Annotated in this window: 16 protein-coding genes; 9 read left to right on the top strand and 7 right to left on the bottom strand. The window is 39.4% G+C overall.

Annotation, left to right across the window (positions count from 1 at the left end; all coding sequences use genetic code 11):
* Window positions 1–216: 216 nt before the first annotated feature.
* The 6 genes from M1P97_RS18865 to M1P97_RS18890 all read left to right on the top strand — a co-directional run bounded on the left by M1P97_RS18865 (window position 217) and on the right by M1P97_RS18890 (window position 8,548).
* Entirely contained in the window at window positions 217–3,315 is a 3,099-nt protein-coding gene (locus M1P97_RS18865; protein WP_195374796.1) for a SusC/RagA family TonB-linked outer membrane protein, read from the top strand.
* A gap of 28 nt (window positions 3,316–3,343) precedes the next feature.
* The gene (locus M1P97_RS18870) at window positions 3,344–4,843 is read left to right on the top strand and encodes a RagB/SusD family nutrient uptake outer membrane protein (protein ID WP_195374797.1); all 1,500 of its coding nucleotides are present in this window, start codon (window positions 3,344–3,346) and stop codon (window positions 4,841–4,843) included.
* A gap of 224 nt (window positions 4,844–5,067) precedes the next feature.
* Window positions 5,068–6,132: a glycoside hydrolase family 43 protein gene (locus M1P97_RS18875; RefSeq protein WP_394803932.1), complete on the top strand. Its 1,065-nt coding sequence runs from the start codon at window positions 5,068–5,070 to the stop codon at window positions 6,130–6,132.
* A gap of 76 nt (window positions 6,133–6,208) precedes the next feature.
* Entirely contained in the window at window positions 6,209–6,814 is a 606-nt protein-coding gene (locus tag M1P97_RS18880) for a DUF4254 domain-containing protein (protein ID WP_195374799.1), read from the top strand.
* Window positions 6,814–7,854, top strand: a complete 1,041-nt coding sequence (locus M1P97_RS18885) for a glycosyltransferase family 9 protein (RefSeq protein ID WP_249389879.1) — start codon at window positions 6,814–6,816, stop codon at window positions 7,852–7,854. Before M1P97_RS18880 ends, M1P97_RS18885 begins: the two co-directional genes overlap by 1 nt.
* Entirely contained in the window at window positions 7,838–8,548 is a 711-nt protein-coding gene (locus M1P97_RS18890; protein WP_249389880.1) for a lipopolysaccharide kinase InaA family protein, read from the top strand. Before M1P97_RS18885 ends, M1P97_RS18890 begins: the two co-directional genes overlap by 17 nt.
* 75 nt (window positions 8,549–8,623) lie before the next feature.
* Here M1P97_RS18890 and M1P97_RS18895 read toward each other — a convergent pair whose 3' ends face one another.
* Both M1P97_RS18895 and M1P97_RS18900 read right to left on the bottom strand, forming a co-directional pair.
* The gene (locus tag M1P97_RS18895) at window positions 8,624–9,412 is read right to left on the bottom strand and encodes a glycosyltransferase family 2 protein (RefSeq protein WP_262923245.1); all 789 of its coding nucleotides are present in this window, start codon (window positions 9,410–9,412) and stop codon (window positions 8,624–8,626) included.
* 14 nt (window positions 9,413–9,426) lie between these two features.
* The gene (locus tag M1P97_RS18900) at window positions 9,427–10,554 is read right to left on the bottom strand and encodes a glycosyltransferase family 4 protein (RefSeq protein ID WP_249389881.1); all 1,128 of its coding nucleotides are present in this window, start codon (window positions 10,552–10,554) and stop codon (window positions 9,427–9,429) included.
* A 124-nt stretch (window positions 10,555–10,678) separates the two neighbouring features.
* On the opposite strand from M1P97_RS18900, the gene M1P97_RS18905 reads away from it, so the two are divergent.
* A complete protein-coding gene (locus M1P97_RS18905; RefSeq protein ID WP_249389882.1) occupies window positions 10,679–11,476 on the top strand; it encodes a glycosyltransferase family 2 protein in 798 nt (265 codons plus the stop codon).
* A 31-nt stretch (window positions 11,477–11,507) separates the two neighbouring features.
* Here the strand turns inward: M1P97_RS18905 and M1P97_RS18910 are convergent, their stop codons facing one another.
* Genes M1P97_RS18910 through M1P97_RS18925 form a run of 4 tightly spaced genes read right to left on the bottom strand, consistent with a single transcriptional unit; the run spans window position 11,508 to window position 15,175 of the window.
* Window positions 11,508–12,482: a glycosyltransferase family 2 protein gene (locus tag M1P97_RS18910; protein ID WP_249389883.1), complete on the bottom strand. Its 975-nt coding sequence runs from the start codon at window positions 12,480–12,482 to the stop codon at window positions 11,508–11,510.
* A 4-nt stretch (window positions 12,483–12,486) separates the two neighbouring features.
* Window positions 12,487–13,671, bottom strand: coding sequence for a glycosyltransferase family 87 protein (locus M1P97_RS18915; protein WP_249389884.1), 1,185 nt, complete (start codon window positions 13,669–13,671; stop codon window positions 12,487–12,489).
* Window positions 13,668–14,468 carry a polysaccharide deacetylase family protein gene (locus M1P97_RS18920; RefSeq protein ID WP_195374808.1) on the bottom strand — a complete coding sequence of 267 codons (801 nt, stop codon included), beginning with the start codon at window positions 14,466–14,468 and terminating at the stop codon, window positions 13,668–13,670. The genes M1P97_RS18915 and M1P97_RS18920 overlap by 4 nt, the downstream gene beginning before the upstream one ends.
* Entirely contained in the window at window positions 14,465–15,175 is a 711-nt protein-coding gene (locus M1P97_RS18925) for a glycosyltransferase (protein ID WP_195374809.1), read from the bottom strand. Before M1P97_RS18925 ends, M1P97_RS18920 begins: the two co-directional genes overlap by 4 nt.
* Before the next feature lie 208 nt (window positions 15,176–15,383).
* Here M1P97_RS18925 and M1P97_RS18930 point away from each other — a divergent pair, with 208 nt between their 5' ends.
* Both M1P97_RS18930 and M1P97_RS18935 read left to right on the top strand, forming a co-directional pair.
* Window positions 15,384–16,676, top strand: a complete 1,293-nt coding sequence (locus tag M1P97_RS18930; protein WP_195374810.1) for a nucleotide sugar dehydrogenase — start codon at window positions 15,384–15,386, stop codon at window positions 16,674–16,676.
* A gap of 25 nt (window positions 16,677–16,701) precedes the next feature.
* Window positions 16,702–17,559 carry a hypothetical protein gene (locus M1P97_RS18935; RefSeq protein WP_249389885.1) on the top strand — a complete coding sequence of 286 codons (858 nt, stop codon included), beginning with the start codon at window positions 16,702–16,704 and terminating at the stop codon, window positions 17,557–17,559.
* Here the strand turns inward: M1P97_RS18935 and M1P97_RS18940 are convergent.
* Window positions 17,556–18,560, bottom strand: a complete 1,005-nt coding sequence (locus M1P97_RS18940) for a glycosyl transferase family 90 (RefSeq protein WP_195374812.1) — start codon at window positions 18,558–18,560, stop codon at window positions 17,556–17,558. The genes M1P97_RS18935 and M1P97_RS18940 overlap by 4 nt on opposite strands.
* Window positions 18,561–18,571 lie beyond the last annotated feature (11 nt).

The following is an 18,571-nucleotide window of genomic DNA, read 5'->3' on the forward strand; positions in this document are numbered from 1 at the left end:
ATTGTATACAGATGTGATTTTTTGATATAAATTATAGCATATAAATATAAAATTAATATATTTGCCGTTAAAGAATGTATGATGACATAGTCCTACCAGAACTAATGCTATTTATATCGATTGTTTTTTGACTGTCAGTTGCGGATTGATTTGAAATTAGGCACTGCCATGTGTTTGTGAGAGTAATGAGAAGCGTTGATTTTAATAAATATGGTTATGAAAAAAATTTTTTCAGTTCTTTTTGCCATTTTGTTGTGTACTCAACTGGTGGTAGCGCAGAATAAGCTGGTGACAGGTGTGGTTACATCTGTTGAAGACGGCTTGCCGATGATTGGAGTAGCGATCGTGGATAAACAAACCATGAACGGAGTGACAACGAACGAAAACGGAGAGTTTTCCATTGAAGTTACTGCCCGGACAAAGGTTCTCCATGTCTCTTATCTAGGTTATAAAACGGTAGAAGCTCCTATCGTTGGAAATAATCTGAATATTAAAATGGAACCGGATGTCGTAGCTATCGATGAGGTAATGGTGGTAGCGTATGGTACCGGGAAAAAATCAACTTTTACGGGATCGGCTACGGTAATTAAAAAAGAATCCCTTGAAAAAATACGTGCATCTAATGTGACTCAGGCTTTGCAGGGACAAAGTTCTGGCGTGCAGGTCCTCAACAGTAGTGGTGAACCGGGTGCGGATGCAAAGATTATGATCCGTGGTATTGGTTCGATGAATGCATCAAGTGATCCGTTGTATGTGGTAGACGGAACAGCTTATAATGGCTATTTGAATGCGATTAACCCTGCAGATATTGAATCGATGACAGTTTTGAAAGATGCTTCTGCAACAGCATTGTACGGATCTCGTGCAGCAAATGGTGTTGTCATGATTACAACTCGTAAAGGTGTATCTGAAAAAGGACAGATAAACTTTCGTTCTACCTGGGGATTCGCCAGTCTGGCTGTTGATTTACCACGGGAATTGACAGCCGATGAATTCTCTGTTTTGACTTGGCGCTCATTGTATAACGGGTATAAAGACTGGGGATATACAGAAGATGATTCAAGATCATGGGCTTCTGCATATTTGACAAGTGAATTTGGATGTAACCCCTATAATGTAGCATCACCTGTAGGTATAGATGGAAAAATGGATCCTAATGCAAAGCTATTATATTCAGGTAATTGGAGAGACGAACTGTTTAAATCTGGTTTACGTCAGGAATATACAATCGATTTTAGTGGAAAATCGAAGAAAGCGGATTACTATTTGTCTGCAGGCTACCTAAATGATAAGGGAGTATTTTCAATTCAACGATTTGAACGTTATTCGACTCGGGCCAGTTTTAATTATATGGTAAATAATTGGTTGCAGGTTGGTACTAATATAAGTTTATCTCATAGTGTACGCGAAGGCTCTGCAAGTACAGGTACAGTCTGGTTCCTTCGTACAATGCCTTCAGTTTATCCGATTTACGAGAGAGATCAGACTTCAGGTGATTATATCCTAGATAAAAATGGCGGACGTATTTACGATTATGGGGATTATCGTAAAGCATGGCAAGGATGGAATCCTTTGGCTGATGATGTTTATAATAACGCTCCATGGACACATGATGATGTATCCAACAGAAGTTATTTTGAAATTACATTTATGCCGGGCCTGAAATGGCGCACAAATTTTAGTGTGGACTTTTATCAATATAATTATGACGGATATACAAGTAGCGAACATGGCTATGCTGCCGGTTATAAAGGAGAAGCTTTTAAAGAGAGCGATCGTAATTTTGCATATACTGTTAATAACTTGTTGACTTACGAAAAAACATTTGGCGATCATTCATTATCTGTTTTGTTGGGCCAGGAGGCTTATTCTTTACAATATAAACTATTGTCAGCTTCAAAGCGTGGTTTTCCGTTTCCCGGAGTTGAAGAAATCGGTTCGGCTGCTGTAATGAATAGTATGAATTCTTATCAGGATAAATATCGTTTGTTAAGTTGGCTAAGCCGTGTGGAATATGACTATAAAGACCGGTATTATATTTCTGGAAGTTTCCGTACCGATGGGTCTTCCCGTTTCCATCCGGATAACCGTTGGGGAAGTTTTTGGTCGTTGGGTGCATCCTGGAGACTGTCGAATGAAGAATTTCTGAAACCGTATAGCGGATGGTTGGATAATCTGAAACTTAAGGCTAGTTATGGTGCTGTAGGTAATGATAACCTGGGGACATATTATGCTTATCAAGGATTGTATCAGACAGGGATGAATAATTATACAGATCCGGGTGTTATGGTTAGCCGTCTAGCTAATAAGGATTTAAAATGGGAAAGTAATATGCAGTTTAATATCGGACTGGAATTTGCTTTATTTAATAAGTTAAGTGGTAGTGTTGAATGGTTTAGTCGTAAATCTAAAGATTTGTTGTTTACATTACCGATGGCTCCTTCCACAGGATTTAGCGGTATAGATCGTAATATTGGTGATGTAAAAAATCAAGGTATTGAATTCTCATTGAATTACGCAGCTATTTCAAATAAGAATTTTAAGTGGACAATTGATTTGAACGGAACAACATATAAAAATCGTATTACTAAATTGCCACAAGATGAAATAAACTCAGGAGTATTTAAGTGGCGTGAGGGTGAATCCCGATATAATTTCTGGGGAGTTGAATATGCAGGTGTAAATAGAGAAACCGGAAATGATCAATATTGGAAAAACGTTTATGAAACAAATGATAAGGGTGAAAAAGTATTGAAAGAGCGTGTTTTAACTGAAGATTATAATGAGGTGACAAGTGATAGTCAGAAAAAATATCTGGGTGATGCTATTCCTGCTTTGTTCGGTGGTGTGACGAATAATTTTTCTTATAAAGGAATAGATTTGTCATTCATGATCTATTACAGTATAGGAGGTAAATTATATGACAGTGATTATGCTCAGATGATGTCTTATCGTACTGGTTATAGTATGCATCCGGATATGTTGGAATCATGGACTCCGGAAACTCCCGATGCTAAATTTCCCCGGTTATCAAATGCCTATGCTAATTATTTAGGAACTTATACTTCTAAGTTTTTATTTAATAACTCATTTGCCCGTTTGAGAAATGTGACACTAGGTTATACTGTCCCAAAAGAATTCACATCTAAATTCAATATAAATACATTGCGTTTATTTGTTCAGGGTGACAATTTAATAACTATTGGTAGTGCGGCTCGTCGTGGAACGGATCCTGAGCAAAGTATTTCCGGAACAACAGATAACCGGTTCCCTACGACTAAATCTTTTTCTTTCGGATTGCAGTTGAATTTATAAGTACAGTCAAATTAATTAATGATAAGTTATGAGAACAATTAAATATATTTTATCCGTATTTGTTGCAGGGCTTTTTTCCGGAGGATTAATGTCTTGTAGTGATTTCCTGGAAACAAAACCATCTACAGCTGTTGCAGATGACGATGTTTTTACTACCACAGCCGGTGCTCAATCAGCTTTGAATGGTTGTTATTATCAAATGCGTGCCCGTAACAGTGGAGGAGCTGACCGTGATGATGATTATGGGATTCCTTCTATACAAATGATTGCTGATATGTGTGGAGAAGATATGATGAATAACGGAAGGGCCTGGTATGTATGGAATTATAATTATTGGGGAGAAACACAGGCCAATATATTTCGTGCACCACAACTTTGGACATTCCATTATCGCCTGATCAACAATCTGAATTCTGTTATTGCTTATGTCGATGACACCGAAGGTGACGATCAGGATAAACAATATATTAAAGGACAGGCCTTAGCAATGCGTGGGTGGGCTTATTTTAGTTTAACACGTCTATTTCAACAAACCTATGCAATAGCCAAAGATATGCCGGGACTTCCTTTATATACCGAACCGACAACTGAAAAGACAGAAGGGCAACCTCGTGGAACATTGGAGCAAACTTATACGCAGATTGTTTCTGACCTGACTGCAGCTGAACCGATGTTGGAAGGATTTGTTCGTAGTGCCAATTACCCAAATGTTTTTAATCAGGCTATCGTACAGGGAATTTTGTCAGAAGTTTATCAGGTGATGAATAATTGGTCAAAATCGGAGGAATATGCGAAAAAAGTATTGGCCCGGTATCCATTATCAACAGTCGATGACTATACAAATGGTTTTAATAATCATTCAACGGCATCATGGATTTGGTCGATCAAACAAACAGAAGAGCAGAATATGGGTGACTATTCTCCATTTGCTATGTGGTATAACGGTACCCGTAAATGCTGGACTTTCGGAGGCTTTATTTTAGCTGATGATTTTGTAAGTTTATTTGACAAAGATGATATTCGTTTTAAGCAGTTGGAACGTTGGTCGGAAGGAGAAGGTGATAATAAGAAAGAATTTTGGGTTTCATTTAAATTCCGTGATAATGAAGATTGCCGAGGTTCTATGGTTGTCATGCGTTCGGATGAAATGTTACTGAATGCTGCAGAAGCGATGGCACGCCAAGGAAAGGATGCAGATGCTAAAGAATTGTTGTGGCAACTTCAGGATTTGAGAAATGCAAAACGTTCAGAATCAACAGGTGATCAGCTAATTGAAGATATATTAAAAGAGAGACGGAAAGAACTATATGGAGAAGGTTTCGCTGTGTTCGATTTGATTCGTAATCAGAAGCCGTTGTTACGTACAGGTAACCATGTCGTTTATGGTGGCGCAACGCCGTTACCGGCCCGTTCATGGCGTTTTATTTATCAGATACCAGGAACAGAAATAAAAAACAATAAAGCTTTAGTTGATGAAACCTGGCCTGCCGGTGACCAAAATCCCTATAGTGGAGTTTATGAGCCATAACACACTTTTTTAACGAATAGCTTTTTCGACAGGTCCGGGCAATCAATATTTGTCCGGGCCTGTTGTTTGTTATAGCTATATAGCTAAAAATGATTTATATTTGTATCATATAATACCTGGAGTGTATAATAAACGGTATCTTCCGGTTTGGTGTGAAGGAGAAGAATATTATTAATATAAGAAATTGGATTATGAAGCATGTATTTTGGAGTCTGTTACTTTTAATGTTAACCTTTGGTCTGTCTGCCCATGGCGAAGGTAAATATACGAATCCCCTACCTGTGAAATTTGGTGATCCCTATGTGCTGTTGGCTTCCGATGGCCGTTATTATATGTATGGCACGGGGGCAGGTGCGGTAGATGGCTTTTGTGTCTATTCTTCGGATAATTTGATAGACTGGAAAGCGGAAGGCCAGGTGTATCGTGGTAATGTTCCTGGTTCCTGGGCTGTTGCTAACTTCTGGGCTCCGGAAGTATATGAACGGAATGGGAAGTATTATATGTTTTTCAGTGCAGACTGGAAAGAAAATCCGACGAATGAGTTGGAGAATTTCCGGATAGGTATTGCGGTATCCGATAAACCGACCGGCCCTTTTAAAGAGATGAGTGACCGTCCCCTTTTTGACCCCGGTTATCCGGCTATCGATGGAAATCTGCTGGAAGATTCCGATGGACGCCTTTATCTGTATTATTCACGGTGTTGTTATAAGCATCCGGTAGAAAGTGAAGTTGCCGATTGGGCACGCGGGAAAGGAATGTTTAAAGAAATAGAAGAAAGTTGGATCTATGGTGTCGAACTGAAACCGGATTTGAGTGGCATTATCGGTGAGCCGGTCCTGGTACTTCGTCCCCCTGTGACAAATGAAGATCCGCAAGCGGAGTGGGAGAGCCGTTCTGTTACCTCCGGTGAAGTAAACCGCCGATGGACGGAGGGTTCTTATATCTTCAAAAAAGGGGATGTATTTTATATGATGTATTCTGCCAATTATTTTGGAGGCAAGAACTATGCTGTCGGTTATGCTACCTCTAAATCCCCGCTCGGTCCGTTTGTGAAGTCTGCGAACAACCCGGTATTGCAGAAGAATGTGGAAAAAGGAGGAATTGTAACCGGAACCGGTCATAACAGTGTGACTTATTCGAAAGATGGAAAGCAGATGTATTGTGTCTATCATGGACGTACGGAGGCAACCGGTGAAGAACGTGTTGTTTTTATTGATAAGATGGGAGTAGACCAGGAGGGCAACTTATATGTTGAAGGACCTACTACTACTTTACAGCAGATGCGTTGAAAGTTTCACTTTGCCTAACTGAAAAGATTTTCTACCTTTGTGAACAGTATTTACAGAAAGAAAAAACAGTAGTAATATGAATTTCAGTGAACAGTGTTACCGGATATTTGAACAGGCTACGAAAGCGTATCATGTTTCTGATGATGTGGATGCAACCATGCACAACCCGTATGAGGTAAAAAGTATAGAGTTTTATCTCTATTTAAAAAACTGGATCGATGCAGTGCAATGGCATCTGGAAGATATAATCCGTAACCCGGCTATCGATCCGGTGGAGGCATTGGCTATCAAACGGCGTATTGACAAATCGAATCAGGATCGTACCGATTTGGTCGAACTGATCGATAGTTTCTTTCTGGATAAATACAAAGAGGTAAAAATCCTGCCTGATGCAACGATCAATACGGAAAGTCCGGCATGGGCGGTAGATCGTTTGTCTATCCTGACACTTAAAATCTATCATATGGCTGAAGAAGCTGCCCGTCCTGATGCGACTTCGGAACATAAGGCTAAGTGTGAAGAGAAGCTGAATGTGTTGTTGGAACAGAAGACGGACCTGTCGACTGCCTTGGATCAGTTGTTGGCAGATATCAAAGCCGGTCGTAAATATATGAAAGTATACAAACAGATGAAGATGTACAATGATCCGGCATTAAACCCTGTATTATACGGTAAAAAATAATGGCAAAAATATTAGTTATACGACTTTCAGCCATCGGCGATGTTGCTATGACGGTTCCGGTAATTTATTCCGCCGCCAAAGCAAATCCGCAGGATACGTTTACTGTTCTTACGCAAGCTTTCCTGATACCCGTATTTATGAATCGTCCCTCCAATGTGGACGTGATCGGTATCAATACGAAAGCGGCGGAAAAGACATTGGGCGGATTACTTCGGTTTGCCTCTGCTTTGGTGAGATTTGATTATGATATCGTACTCGATCTGCATGATGTGATACGTACCATGATCATTCGTAATTCATTCCGGTTGAAGGGGAAAAAGATCTATGTGGTGGATAAGGCGCGTAAGGAACGGAAACGTCTGACGGCCCGCAACCACAAATACCTGAAACCTCTACGTCCTGTCATCGAACGTTATGCCGATGTATTCCGGGTTGCCGGTCTTAACTATACAGACACATTTACTTCCCTTTATGAATCGCATCCGGCCGATTTATCAGCTATGGAAACTGTGGCCGGAACGAAAAACGGAAAATGGATCGGAATAGCTCCTTTTGCTAAACATCGTGGAAAGATCTATCCGATCGATGAGATGGAACAAGTTGTGGCCCGTTTATCCGAAAAGGAGGACTATACCATATTTCTGTTGGGAGGACGGGGCTATGAAGAAGCAGTGCTCGAACAATGGGCTTTCCAGTATCCGCGTGTGAAGAGTGTCGTCGGACGTTATTCGCTGGATAACGAACTGGCCTTGATCAGCCAGTTGGATGTTTTGCTTTGTATGGACTCGGCCAATATGCATTTTGCTTCCCTTGTCGGAACAAGAGTTGTTTCCATCTGGGGGGCAACCCATCCTTATGCCGGATTCTACGGTTATCATCAGGACCCAAAGAATGCGATTCAGCTCGATTTGCCATGCCGCCCTTGTTCCGTGTTCGGACAGAAACCATGTTTCCGAGGCGATTGGGCTTGCATGACACAGATCAAACCGGAGATGATTGTTGCAAAAATAGAGCATATTATGTATGAAAATAGAGATTAATCCAAAGTATAATACCCTTACTTCATTTATACAAACGATACCTGAACAGTTTGACCAGTCAGGTTCTATTGTTTATGAAGGTCGTAATGTTCTCCGCAAATATGTTGTTAATAATTTGCAGTTAGTTGTCAAATCTTTTAAACCTCCACATCTTATAAATCGTTTTGTATATGGGAATATACGTAAATCGAAGGCTTTTCGCTCATTTCATTATGCCCTTTTGTTAAGAGATCAGGGTATAAATACGCCTGAACCGGTTGCTTATATAGAACAATATAATATGGGATTGGTTCATTCGTATTATATTTCTTTGGAATCTCCGTTTACCCGTAATTTGAGAGAATTTTGGTTTGTTCCGGAAATAGGTGATCGTCGTTTGATATTGAAAGAATTTGGTTTGTTTACAGCCCGGATGCATGAATTGAATGTTTTACACCGTGATTATTCTGCCGGAAATGTTCTTTTTGGTTTGGTTGATGGTAAAATTTCTTTTGATCTCGTAGATATTAATCGAATGAGTTTTAATCCAGTATCAGAGGAAGCTGGATATAAAAATTTTGCACCTTTATGGTTAACAGATGATGCTTATATGGAGATAGCAAAAGCTTATGCTAGAGGGAGAGGTTTTGATGAAATCAGGGCAGTAAAAAGGGTTTTATTCTATAAAAATTTATTTATGGAGAAGCATAAATAAAATTTTTAGTCAGGTTAATAGCTGACTTTTTTATTAACAGAACTTATACATTTTATAAATAGGAAATAAAATTGGTTATAAATGCTGTATTGTATTACGTTTATCTTCTTTTAAATCCTGATATTGAATTCTTTTTTCCCATATTTTGGCTATTGTTATGTATTTATAAAAAGCGAATAAACCTGCATAAGCTAAGCCCGCTTTACCATCAAGGATAGCCCCCTTTAATATATAAAGTTTAAAAAAACGAAATATGGTTCCGTTTAGTAAAGAAAATAAACCATATTTGCCTTTTTCTCTTTTATCCAATTCATATTCAGTATAATTATTGGCTTTATTAAGTATTGTTTTTACCGAGTCATTAGCCAAATGAATAAATGCCAGGCTCTTGTTTGACGCAGGTACTTTGCCTATTTTTCCAGAAACTTTAGGTTGTCTATGAATTTCCGGAGGACAAGTTGTCTTCTCCTTGCGAAAAAACCTTAGGATATAATCGGGATAAGTACAACGCATAAAACGTCCCATGAAATAATTTTTTCGAGGAATTTTTATGCCATCTGGACAGTCTTTTTGTTTTATTTGTTCGTATAAATATTTACGAAGATCTTTAGGTACTACTTCATCTGCGTCGACTATGAATATCCATTCCCCTTTAGCTGCCTGAACGGCATATTGTCGGGCGGGCTCTACATATCCTGTATATTCATGATAAATAATAGTACAATTGTATTTTTGTGCGATATCAATAGTCCTGTCTGTACTATACATATCGCAAAGAATAATTTCATCAAATTCTTTTACAGATTCCAAGACTTCTTCCAGATGCTTTTCTGCATTGAATGTATTTATAACTACTGATATCATAATATATTAATTCTTTAGTATAACTGTTTATAGATATTGGCCATATCATCCGAGAGCTTTTTATCTTCAAACTGTTTAAGATATTCTTTGCCTTTTCTTCTCATTGAGTCGGCAAGTTGATTGTTTGACAATACAGATTTGATTAGTGAGCTAAGTTCATATTCATTATAAGGATCTGTATATAAGGAACCCGGTCCTCCTGCTTCTTCCAGGCACGAGCCTGTTGCTGCAATTACAGGAACATTCGAGTGTAAAGCTTCTAGTATGGGAATCCCGAAACCTTCAAAGAACGATGGATAAACAAAAAGGGATGCCATCTGATAAAAAGCAGGTAATTCGTTAAAAGGAATATTACTTAAAAGTTTTATTCTCGATGTCAGATTATTCTCTTGTATATATTTTTCAACAAGGTTTGTATAAGGAGTCCTTTTTCCGATTACAACAACCTGTACATCCTCTTTAATCTCTTTTATGGCTTTGATAAGAAGCAGTAAATTTTTACGTTCCTCTATACTTCCTACGTTTAATATATAAGGCGATCGGATATCATATTTTGTTTTAATGGCAATAGCCTCTGCTTCTGTGATTGTTCTCTTGAAAGAAGCATCACACCCCTGATATACTACATCTATTTTATCCGGGGAAATATTAAAGAAAGAGACTATATCTGATTGTGTCATTTTGCTGACAGCTACAATACGGTCTGCATTCAGGCAGGCTTGTCTGAATTTGTATGTATAAATAGCCCTGTCAATATATTTATAGAATTGAGGATAACGTATAAATATCAAATCATGAATAGTGACAACCGATGCTATGTTGCTTTTTCTTATATGATAAGGAAGCTCATTGCTTAGCCCATGATAAATATCTATTTTATCTTTGATCAATTGTGACTTCAGCCCTGTAAAACGCCAGTAATCAGGGAATGATTTTTCGAATAGTCCGGTTGGATAATGAAATGACACTGCATTATGCGATGTAATTTGGTTACGTAAAAAGTCTTTCCCTTTTCCGGGAGTATATAAATTATATTGATTTTCGGGATGAAAAGCCAAAAGCCCGTTGACGACAAAGCGACTATAGTTACCAAGTCCTGTCGCGTTATGGGTTATCCTTTTAGCATCGAATGCTATTTTCATGTTTTTATGAATGTAATTGTACAAAGATAATGTCTTTATTAATATAATAAAAAGGAAGACGAGAAAATAGTCGGAAATATGTATATCTTTGCAGCCATTTTGTTTGGATTATCAAATATAATTTATGGATTTGTCTGTTTCGTTGATTATTACAACGTACAATTGGAAGGAGGCGTTACGATTAACCCTCTTAAGTGTGTTTACCCAAACTGTGTTGCCACAGGAAGTATTGATAGCTGATGACGGGTCTGGTCCGGATACAAAGGAGTTAATAGATTCTTTAAGAAAAGAATCTCCTGTTCCGTTAGTGCATGTTTGGCATGAAGATGAAGGTTTCAGGCTGACAACGATTCGCAATAAAGCGATCGCTCGGGCTAAAGGTGATTATATCGTTCAGGTTGATGGGGATACCATATTGAATGAATATTTTATTGAGGATCATATCGAGCTGGCTGAAGAAGACTGTTTTGTATGCGGAAGTCGTGTGAAGATATTTCAGAAAGGTACGAAACGAATTATGGAGGGAGGAACTTACGATTTCCGTTTTTTTCGACAAAGTACTCACTCCATGTTGAATAGTATTCGTCTTGGGTTTTTACGGCGTTTTCTGGCTAGGAATTATGCCAAAGACAGACTTGAGCGATTACGTGGTTGTAATATGGCTTTTTGGAAAAAGGATCTGATTCAAGTGAATGGCTATAATGAAGATTTAACTTCCTGGGGACATGAGGATACAGAATTGTCATACCGCCTTTTCTTTGCAGGTAAAGAAAAAAAGATTCTGAAAATGGGAGGTGTTTTGTTTCATTTGCATCATGATGGGAACTCCCGTCATGGAGAAGATATGCATCTTCTAGTGATAGAAGATGTCAAAAAGAATAATTCTTCCTGGTGTGAAAATGGTTTAAATAAATATAATTGACTGATTGGTTATATTTTGAAGGAGCAGAAATTCAGATTCTGCTTACCCATCTATAAAACCGGGAATAAGTGTCGAATGCAGAATGAATCATCTTTTTTTTGCAATAGCATGGTATCCCGGTATTATAGATATGAAGATCGTCATATATTTTTATTTTCTCAATGATATCATTTATCATATACTTATATTGAGGATAGTCTTTCCTTTTTATTAAATGATGGATTAAATGGATACCTCTGCGCAATATCATGCATTCATGTTTTTTTCGTTTATCATGCAGTATATCTTTGTCTCGTAAAAATAAGGATTGCTCATATCCTCCTAAAAAATGATGGTAGGCTTTAATAGGAGACCATTTACTGTTGATACTGCTTTCCTTCCTTACCAGATAATGGTAGGAAGGTGCTTTTAAGTGAAGTATTCTTCGTGCCTGATAAAATACTTTGTACAAGATTGCCATATCTTCGCACATGTTGCGATCTTCGGGAAAACGTATGTTTGAGAATAACTCTTTTTTAAATAATTTACCCCATACATAATTTTTTATTTTCTTATCCATACATAATAAATAGATTCCGGTTTCATTATCGTAAATCGTGTCTGAAGAACTACTGTTATGTAATATGAGCCTGTTATTTAGAACAGTATAGTATTCACAAAAAGATATATCTATATCTTCCTGACTGTTAATTCCGTTGAGTAAAATTTCAATATAATCGTTGCTGACCCAATCGTCACTGTCTATAAAACTGATATATTGTCCTGTTGCCTGATCGAGGCCTGTATTGCGGGCACGACTAACCCCTTGGTTCTTTTGGTGAACAACTTGAATACGCGGGTCCAGGCTTTGGTATTGATCACAAATATTACCGGAGCGATCAGTACTGCCATCATTAATCAGTATTATTTCAATATCACTAAATGTCTGATGAAGTAGTGAGTCAATGCATTTGGGCAAATAAACTTCTACGTTATAAACAGGAATAATAAGGCTGACAATAGGCATCGTTTCAATATGTTTTTTTTCTATTAGAATAGTCTCTGAAGCACATTTCATATGACAATTTCAGCCAAATCAGTATACAAGGCAAGGCCTTGAGTGCATAAGGATATATGTAATGTATACGGATGTATTTCGGGAACAAGTCGGAAGGGGACATGCTGGTCAATATAAAAGCAAATATAATTAAGGCAATATCTGTTTTCGAGCGATTCCAGGGTGCACATACATACCAGATTGCAACTCCCATAAAAGCAATAATGTAAGTACTGGATTCACTGCCGGTGCTGAATAGTACTACAAATAGTAAAACTGAGGCCAATAATGTTTGCCGGAATGCTACATATTTGTATTGGTTGATTCTAAGGTAAGGAAGGGCAAATACTAAAAGTCCGCTTAATATAAGATAGATGTCGGAATAAGAAGCGGAACCGGTTATTTTGCGAACCATTCCTAGAAAAGAAATATTCTGTTTTAATGAAAACATATTCTTATCATTCTTGCCGCTTAGTTCCGTGAACCATTCTACATATTGGTTGATCGTGTAGTCTACGCCAAAGAATAACATGGGAGCTCCGAATATGACGACTGCCCAAAATAGACAAGATAAACTGAACTTGATCTTGTGACGTGAGAAAAAGAAGAAGGCCAGTCCTACGATACCGTATAATTTGACAAATGTCCCGAACAAGATGAAAAAGGCAGCCCAAAAATCTTTTTCTTTTTCAATACACACAAATGAAAGAATGATAATGGCAGCAATTGCTATATTGAATTGCGACATAAAGAGCCCTGTCAGTAATTCGTGTGCACAGAACCAATAGATGAAGATATGCTGACGCCGCTCCAATGGCAGGCTGCGTGTTGCTATATAGAGGAAAACAGATAAGCTAACCGACCAGGTTAGTAACCCCATCCATAACGGAGTCACGGCAAATGGGGCAACGAACAGACTGAAAAACGGTCCGTAGAGAAATACGTCGTTATATTGTGCCGGATATTCTCCGTATAATGAAACTTGCTGGATGGCATGCCAGAATGATTCCCGGAAAATAAGGAAGTTATTATATTTCCCCGGAAAGTATTTGGTTAACCAGGCTATAATAGCCAGGAGTACCCATAACCCACATACCGTACTGTATTTATGGAAGAACGGTTTTGCGATAAAAGCTCTGAAACTTTCTGTTATTTTCATACCTTCTTTTGTTTTTGGGCTTCAATACAATGTTTGAATTCCGTATAAGTAGCAAAAGTATAATGCTTCTCCTTTAAGAAAGCAATCAGGTCGTCGAGCCGCTTGATCATTCCTTCTCCGGAGTGATTGGTCATAATGAATGGTAACTTCCATTCCTCTTTATGTGCCTTTAGGTTTGTAAACTCCCAGGGATGAAAATAAGTAACAACATATCCGTCATGTTTCAATGTCCGGTGAAACAGCCAGCGGTAGACTTTGGCCGGCAGGTTGTGATAAGCCAGCCAGAACAAAGGAAAGCGGAATACCGGAGTTACGGATGCCGGAAGTTGCAGGACATCCTCTTTGTAAAACCATGTACGTGGTTTGTCCAGATGGTTATATCTTCCCGGAATGCAAGTCGGGTTTAGAGACGAATTATAAGTATAGCCGGCGTTTTTTATCTCTTTTTCATCGACAGGCATCATTCGTGCCATACGAAATCCTTCTATGGGTTGTCCGGTCTGCTGTTCAAGAAACTCACGGGAACTCTTCAGGTCTGCTATTTCAAAAGAAGAATGATAATACCCGTGTGAGGCGATCTCGTGACCATTCTGACGGATACTTTTAATCACCTCAGGTGCATGAGCCGCGAAATTGGCTGTACAGAAAAAGGTGGCGTGTACCTGGTACTTTTGCAGGCAGGCCAATATCTTTCGGGTTCCTTCGATAGATATAGCCATTTGTTGCTCAAAAGGTAAATCTATCCCATGCTCCAACGGAACATCGAATTCTTCAATATCAAAACTTAGTAAGATCATTTGTTGAATAAGATTGAAAAAAAGTTTGCCATCTCACGTTTCAAAACTTTGAAACCCATGTCAGAGACGGTTAAGCCGTCTCTGATACGTGACTGCACGGCTTGTATGTTCAGTTTTTTTCTTTGTGCTTTATAGATAAATTCTGTATCGAACAGAAAACTATTAACTTTTGTTGATAAAAAAACCGTTTTCCCTGTCTGGTTGAAACCTTTTAATCCCCCTTGTGTATCACGTATTTTTAAGCGCAGAAAAATAGCATTACATAAATGGGATGATTCGGAAAGGAATCGCCGGAAAGGGGGGAGATTTTTTTGATAATTTCTGTCCCGTATGGCTACAACGAGATCTGCTCCACCCAGTAATGTGTTGATAACCCTATCGAAAGAGTCGTCGGTATAGGGAAAGTCATAATCGGTATAGATGATGTATTCTGACTGGCAATGTCGTACCGCTTCGCGTAAAGCATATCCTTTTCCTCTGTTGGGACGATAATCTACTATCTGTATTCCGGTAATCTCCTGTTTCAGTGTGGCTACGGTTTCCGGTTCGTACCCGCGTGTCGAGCCATCGCTCACGATCAGTAAGTGGAAATTGATGGAAGTAAACAAAGATTGTACCTCTTTGAATTTTCCGATAACCTTTAATTCCCAGCCTGGAGGCGGGTTGTAACAAGGCAAAATAAGGTCTAAGTCAGTTCTACGATTCATCTTCTATTTCTTTGTCAACATAACTAGGTAAACAGTTGTTGCCTGTAAATATTTGAAGCAAAGATATGATAATTAATTCTTTGTATCTCGCTTTAAACTAATTTGTACGCATATTGACAGATGTTTACAGTGCTGGATTGTAAATAAATATGAAGAATAAGTTGTATCTTTGCCAGTCATTATAGAATGGAAAAGAAGAATGGAGTAAATGGAAAAAATAAAGGTTGCAATTATAGGCTTGGGGTATGTCGGGTTGCCATTGGCACATTTGTTCGCAACCAAATATCCGGTTGTCGGTTTCGATGTCAAGCAGAGCCGGGTGGATGCCTTAAGGAAAGGGGAGGACATTACGAGAGAGATGTCTGCCGAAAAACTGAATTCCGTTTTGTTGTCTCATTTACCGGAATTTGATGAGACAGGGCTCTATTTTACATCTGAACCTTCCGATCTTCAATCATGTAATTATTATATTGTGGCAGTTCCTACTCCGGTAGACACGCATCATAGTCCCGATCTGACTCCTTTGTATAAAGCGAGCGAGACAGTGGGGCGTGCTTTGTCGAAAGGCGATATCGTGATTTATGAATCTACGGTTTGTCCCGGGATAACGGAAGAAGAATGTGTCCCTATTCTGGCAAACACATCCGGTCTGGTTTTTAATAAGGATTTCTTTGCCGGTTATTCACCGGAACGTATCAATCCGGGGGATAAGAAACACACGGTAGAGAAAATTATAAAGGTAACATCAGGGTCAACGCCGGAAACAGCCGGGAAGGTCGATGCCTTGTATCGGTCGGTTATCACGGCGGGAACATTCCCGGTGTCCAGTATCCGTGTGGCTGAAGCATCCAAAGTAATCGAAAATACACAGCGGGATATAAATATCGCTTTTGTAAATGAATTGGCTAAAATATTTCATCTGCTGGATATAGATACGAATGAAGTATTGGCAGCAGCCGGGACAAAATGGAACTTCCTGCCGTTTAAGCCGGGGCTGGTCGGTGGCCATTGTATAGGTGTCGATCCTTATTATCTGATCCGGAAAGCCCAGGATTACGGATATCATCCCGGGCTGATTCTGTATGGCCGTCGTATCAATGATACAATGGGGGAATATATTGCAGGACGTGTGGTGAAATGTATGATCAAAAAGGACGTACCTGTGAAGCATGCGGAAATCCTGATACTTGGGTTTACCTTTAAAGAGAATTGCCCGGACGTAAGAAATACGAGAGTCGGTGACGTAGTCCGTGTGTTGAAGGACTATGGAGTGAAAGTTTCCGTGTATGATCCCTGGGCGCGCATAGAGGAGGTTCGGAATGAATACGGATTTGATTTGATAGCCTCTTTATCCGGAGAAAAGAAATATGATGCAGTCGTACTGGCTGTAGCGCACGATGAGTTTCTGGAACTCGATATACCATCGCTTGTGAAAGAAAACCATGTAGTATATGATGTAAAAGGCTGTCTGACCCCGGAATGGGTGGACGACCGTCTCTAACGGTATAACAAACAGAACGTATAGGATGAAAACAAAAACGCTCTTCTCACTTTTTATTTGTTGTTTATTATCATTATCTTCCGTACAGGCGGAAAACTGGTGGGATAAAGTTCCCTTACTGGTATATACTCCCCGTTATTTTGGAGCCAACGCTTTTCCGATACCGGAATTATTGGGTGGGAAACTCTCATCCCGCTGGGAGGTCGAACTCAGAGGCGAGTATCATACGATGCCGGGAGATAAGACAAAAGATATTTATGCCCGTTTATATATCCCTATTGCTAAGGGGCGTGCCGGTGTAACGGTTCAAGGAGTAATTCAAGAGTGGTATGAGACTTCACCGGAAGTGCGCGACGAGCGTCATGCCGTTGAAGTGAAACAGCCTATTCCTTGCCACGGTGATGCCATCTTCGGTTTCCATTATCAGGTGCTTACCAATGAGAAATGGATGGATGTCATTGTCAGTGCTAACTTGAAAACAGCCAGCGGCGGACGCCTGTGCGATGCCCGTTATACGGATGCGGCTTCTTATTGGTTCGACTGTAACGTAGGGCGTACTTTATGGAAGAATCCGGAAGAGACTCTTTCTGTTCGAGCTCAGGGTATGGTCGGTTTTTATTGCTGGATGACAAATAGCCTGCAAAACCGGCAGAATGATGCGTTCTGTTACGGACTCGGCTTGCAGGGAACCTGTCGGAATTTTACATTGGATGTCGATTATTCCGGTTTCCGCGGTTATAGGGGAGATGGAGATAAGCCAATGATCTTTCGTTCGAAACTGAATTATGAGATAAAGAAAAATATCGTCTCATTCAGATATAAACACGGCCTGCAGGATATTCTGTACGACACTTTCTCATTGGCTTATATCCGTTGTTTTTAACCCGGTAATTGGCCGGTCTTTTCAAAATATTTCTGAAGAACCAACAGGTTAATCAGGTCTTCCCGTTGTTTGTCTTTAAAAAAGGCGACATATTCGTGGGCGTGTTTAATGATTTCCAAGGCTTCATCTTCATGCTCGATATAATAATTCAGCCGTTCTTCCAGGTCGGACAAGTCGTCTTTGATCTCGATATAATGGTAATTGGGGATCAATGTTCCTTCCATAAACCATGTTTCGCAGGTAGGACGGGGCATCACGGCTATCGAATTGGATGACATAACCCATTTCAGGTTGCTGGCAACATCGTTTCCTTCCATAGAAAGGATAAATTTAAAATCCAGATGTTCCTTAAGTGTCATTTTGGCTGTTTGCCATTCCTGCGGATCATCGGTATGTTTGGTTACGTCGCCCAGATCACACATCGGATGGTTGAAATACATTTGCATGAGTACACGGCGGCTGGGTTTGCCTTTTACTTTTCCGCGGAAGATAACCCGGTTCATTTTTTCGTGAAAAGGTTTGGTGTCGTTGACAAATACAAAGTGACGATCTTTTTCCAATTTCATTACTACGGAATTGGTGTTGTCTATAGACAACCTTTGGTCACCGGTGACCAAAGGTCTGCTTTTTACAATAGAAGGATAATCAGGTACGATTATAATATCGCCCGGCATATATCCCCAATGCAGTTCTTTGGGAAACCAGCGGGTATATTCGAATGAGTCGAAGAAATATACTTTTTTCTTTTTAGGCATTTTATGGTCGGCCAGCACTGGGGCATCGGCCGGCAACTGTACCGGAGCATTCAGCTTGTTGTAATAGTTGACCCTGCTTTCAATGTAATCCATGTCGGAGCGTGAAGCGATCAGGTTGGCAATCTTTCTTTTTCTTCTCATCCTGAAGAAAGCTGAAGGAATTAACTGACGTAGCAGATTGATGCCGTAATAAACGAATTTCGGATTTTTTCCGCTGGAGAAAATGTAAGTGATCTTGTTCTTCATACAATCAGATA

Origin of the sequence: Parabacteroides leei (genome assembly GCF_023369805.1) — a bacterium.
GTDB classification, from domain to species: domain Bacteria; phylum Bacteroidota; class Bacteroidia; order Bacteroidales; family Tannerellaceae; genus Parabacteroides; species Parabacteroides leei.

Bases quoted from the DNA above. Each gene is read 5' to 3' on its own strand.
- M1P97_RS18865 (WP_195374796.1), top strand. From the start codon at position 217: ATGAAAAAAATTTTTTCAGTTCTTTTTGCCATTTTGTTGTGTACTCAA.
- M1P97_RS18870 (WP_195374797.1), top strand. From the start codon at position 3,344: ATGAGAACAATTAAATATATTTTATCCGTATTTGTTGCAGGGCTTTTT.
- M1P97_RS18875 (WP_394803932.1), top strand. From the start codon at position 5,068: ATGTTAACCTTTGGTCTGTCTGCCCATGGCGAAGGTAAATATACGAAT.
- M1P97_RS18880 (WP_195374799.1), top strand. From the start codon at position 6,209: ATGAATTTCAGTGAACAGTGTTACCGGATATTTGAACAGGCTACGAAA.
- M1P97_RS18885 (WP_249389879.1), top strand. From the start codon at position 6,814: ATGGCAAAAATATTAGTTATACGACTTTCAGCCATCGGCGATGTTGCT.
- M1P97_RS18890 (WP_249389880.1), top strand. From the start codon at position 7,838: ATGAAAATAGAGATTAATCCAAAGTATAATACCCTTACTTCATTTATA.
- M1P97_RS18895 (WP_262923245.1), bottom strand. From the start codon at position 9,412: ATGATATCAGTAGTTATAAATACATTCAATGCAGAAAAGCATCTGGAA.
- M1P97_RS18900 (WP_249389881.1), bottom strand. From the start codon at position 10,554: ATGAAAATAGCATTCGATGCTAAAAGGATAACCCATAACGCGACAGGA.
- M1P97_RS18905 (WP_249389882.1), top strand. From the start codon at position 10,679: ATGGATTTGTCTGTTTCGTTGATTATTACAACGTACAATTGGAAGGAG.
- M1P97_RS18910 (WP_249389883.1), bottom strand. From the start codon at position 12,482: ATGCCTATTGTCAGCCTTATTATTCCTGTTTATAACGTAGAAGTTTAT.
- M1P97_RS18915 (WP_249389884.1), bottom strand. From the start codon at position 13,671: ATGAAAATAACAGAAAGTTTCAGAGCTTTTATCGCAAAACCGTTCTTC.
- M1P97_RS18920 (WP_195374808.1), bottom strand. From the start codon at position 14,468: ATGATCTTACTAAGTTTTGATATTGAAGAATTCGATGTTCCGTTGGAG.
- M1P97_RS18925 (WP_195374809.1), bottom strand. From the start codon at position 15,175: ATGAATCGTAGAACTGACTTAGACCTTATTTTGCCTTGTTACAACCCG.
- M1P97_RS18930 (WP_195374810.1), top strand. From the start codon at position 15,384: ATGGAAAAAATAAAGGTTGCAATTATAGGCTTGGGGTATGTCGGGTTG.
- M1P97_RS18935 (WP_249389885.1), top strand. From the start codon at position 16,702: ATGAAAACAAAAACGCTCTTCTCACTTTTTATTTGTTGTTTATTATCA.
- M1P97_RS18940 (WP_195374812.1), bottom strand. From the start codon at position 18,560: ATGAAGAACAAGATCACTTACATTTTCTCCAGCGGAAAAAATCCGAAA.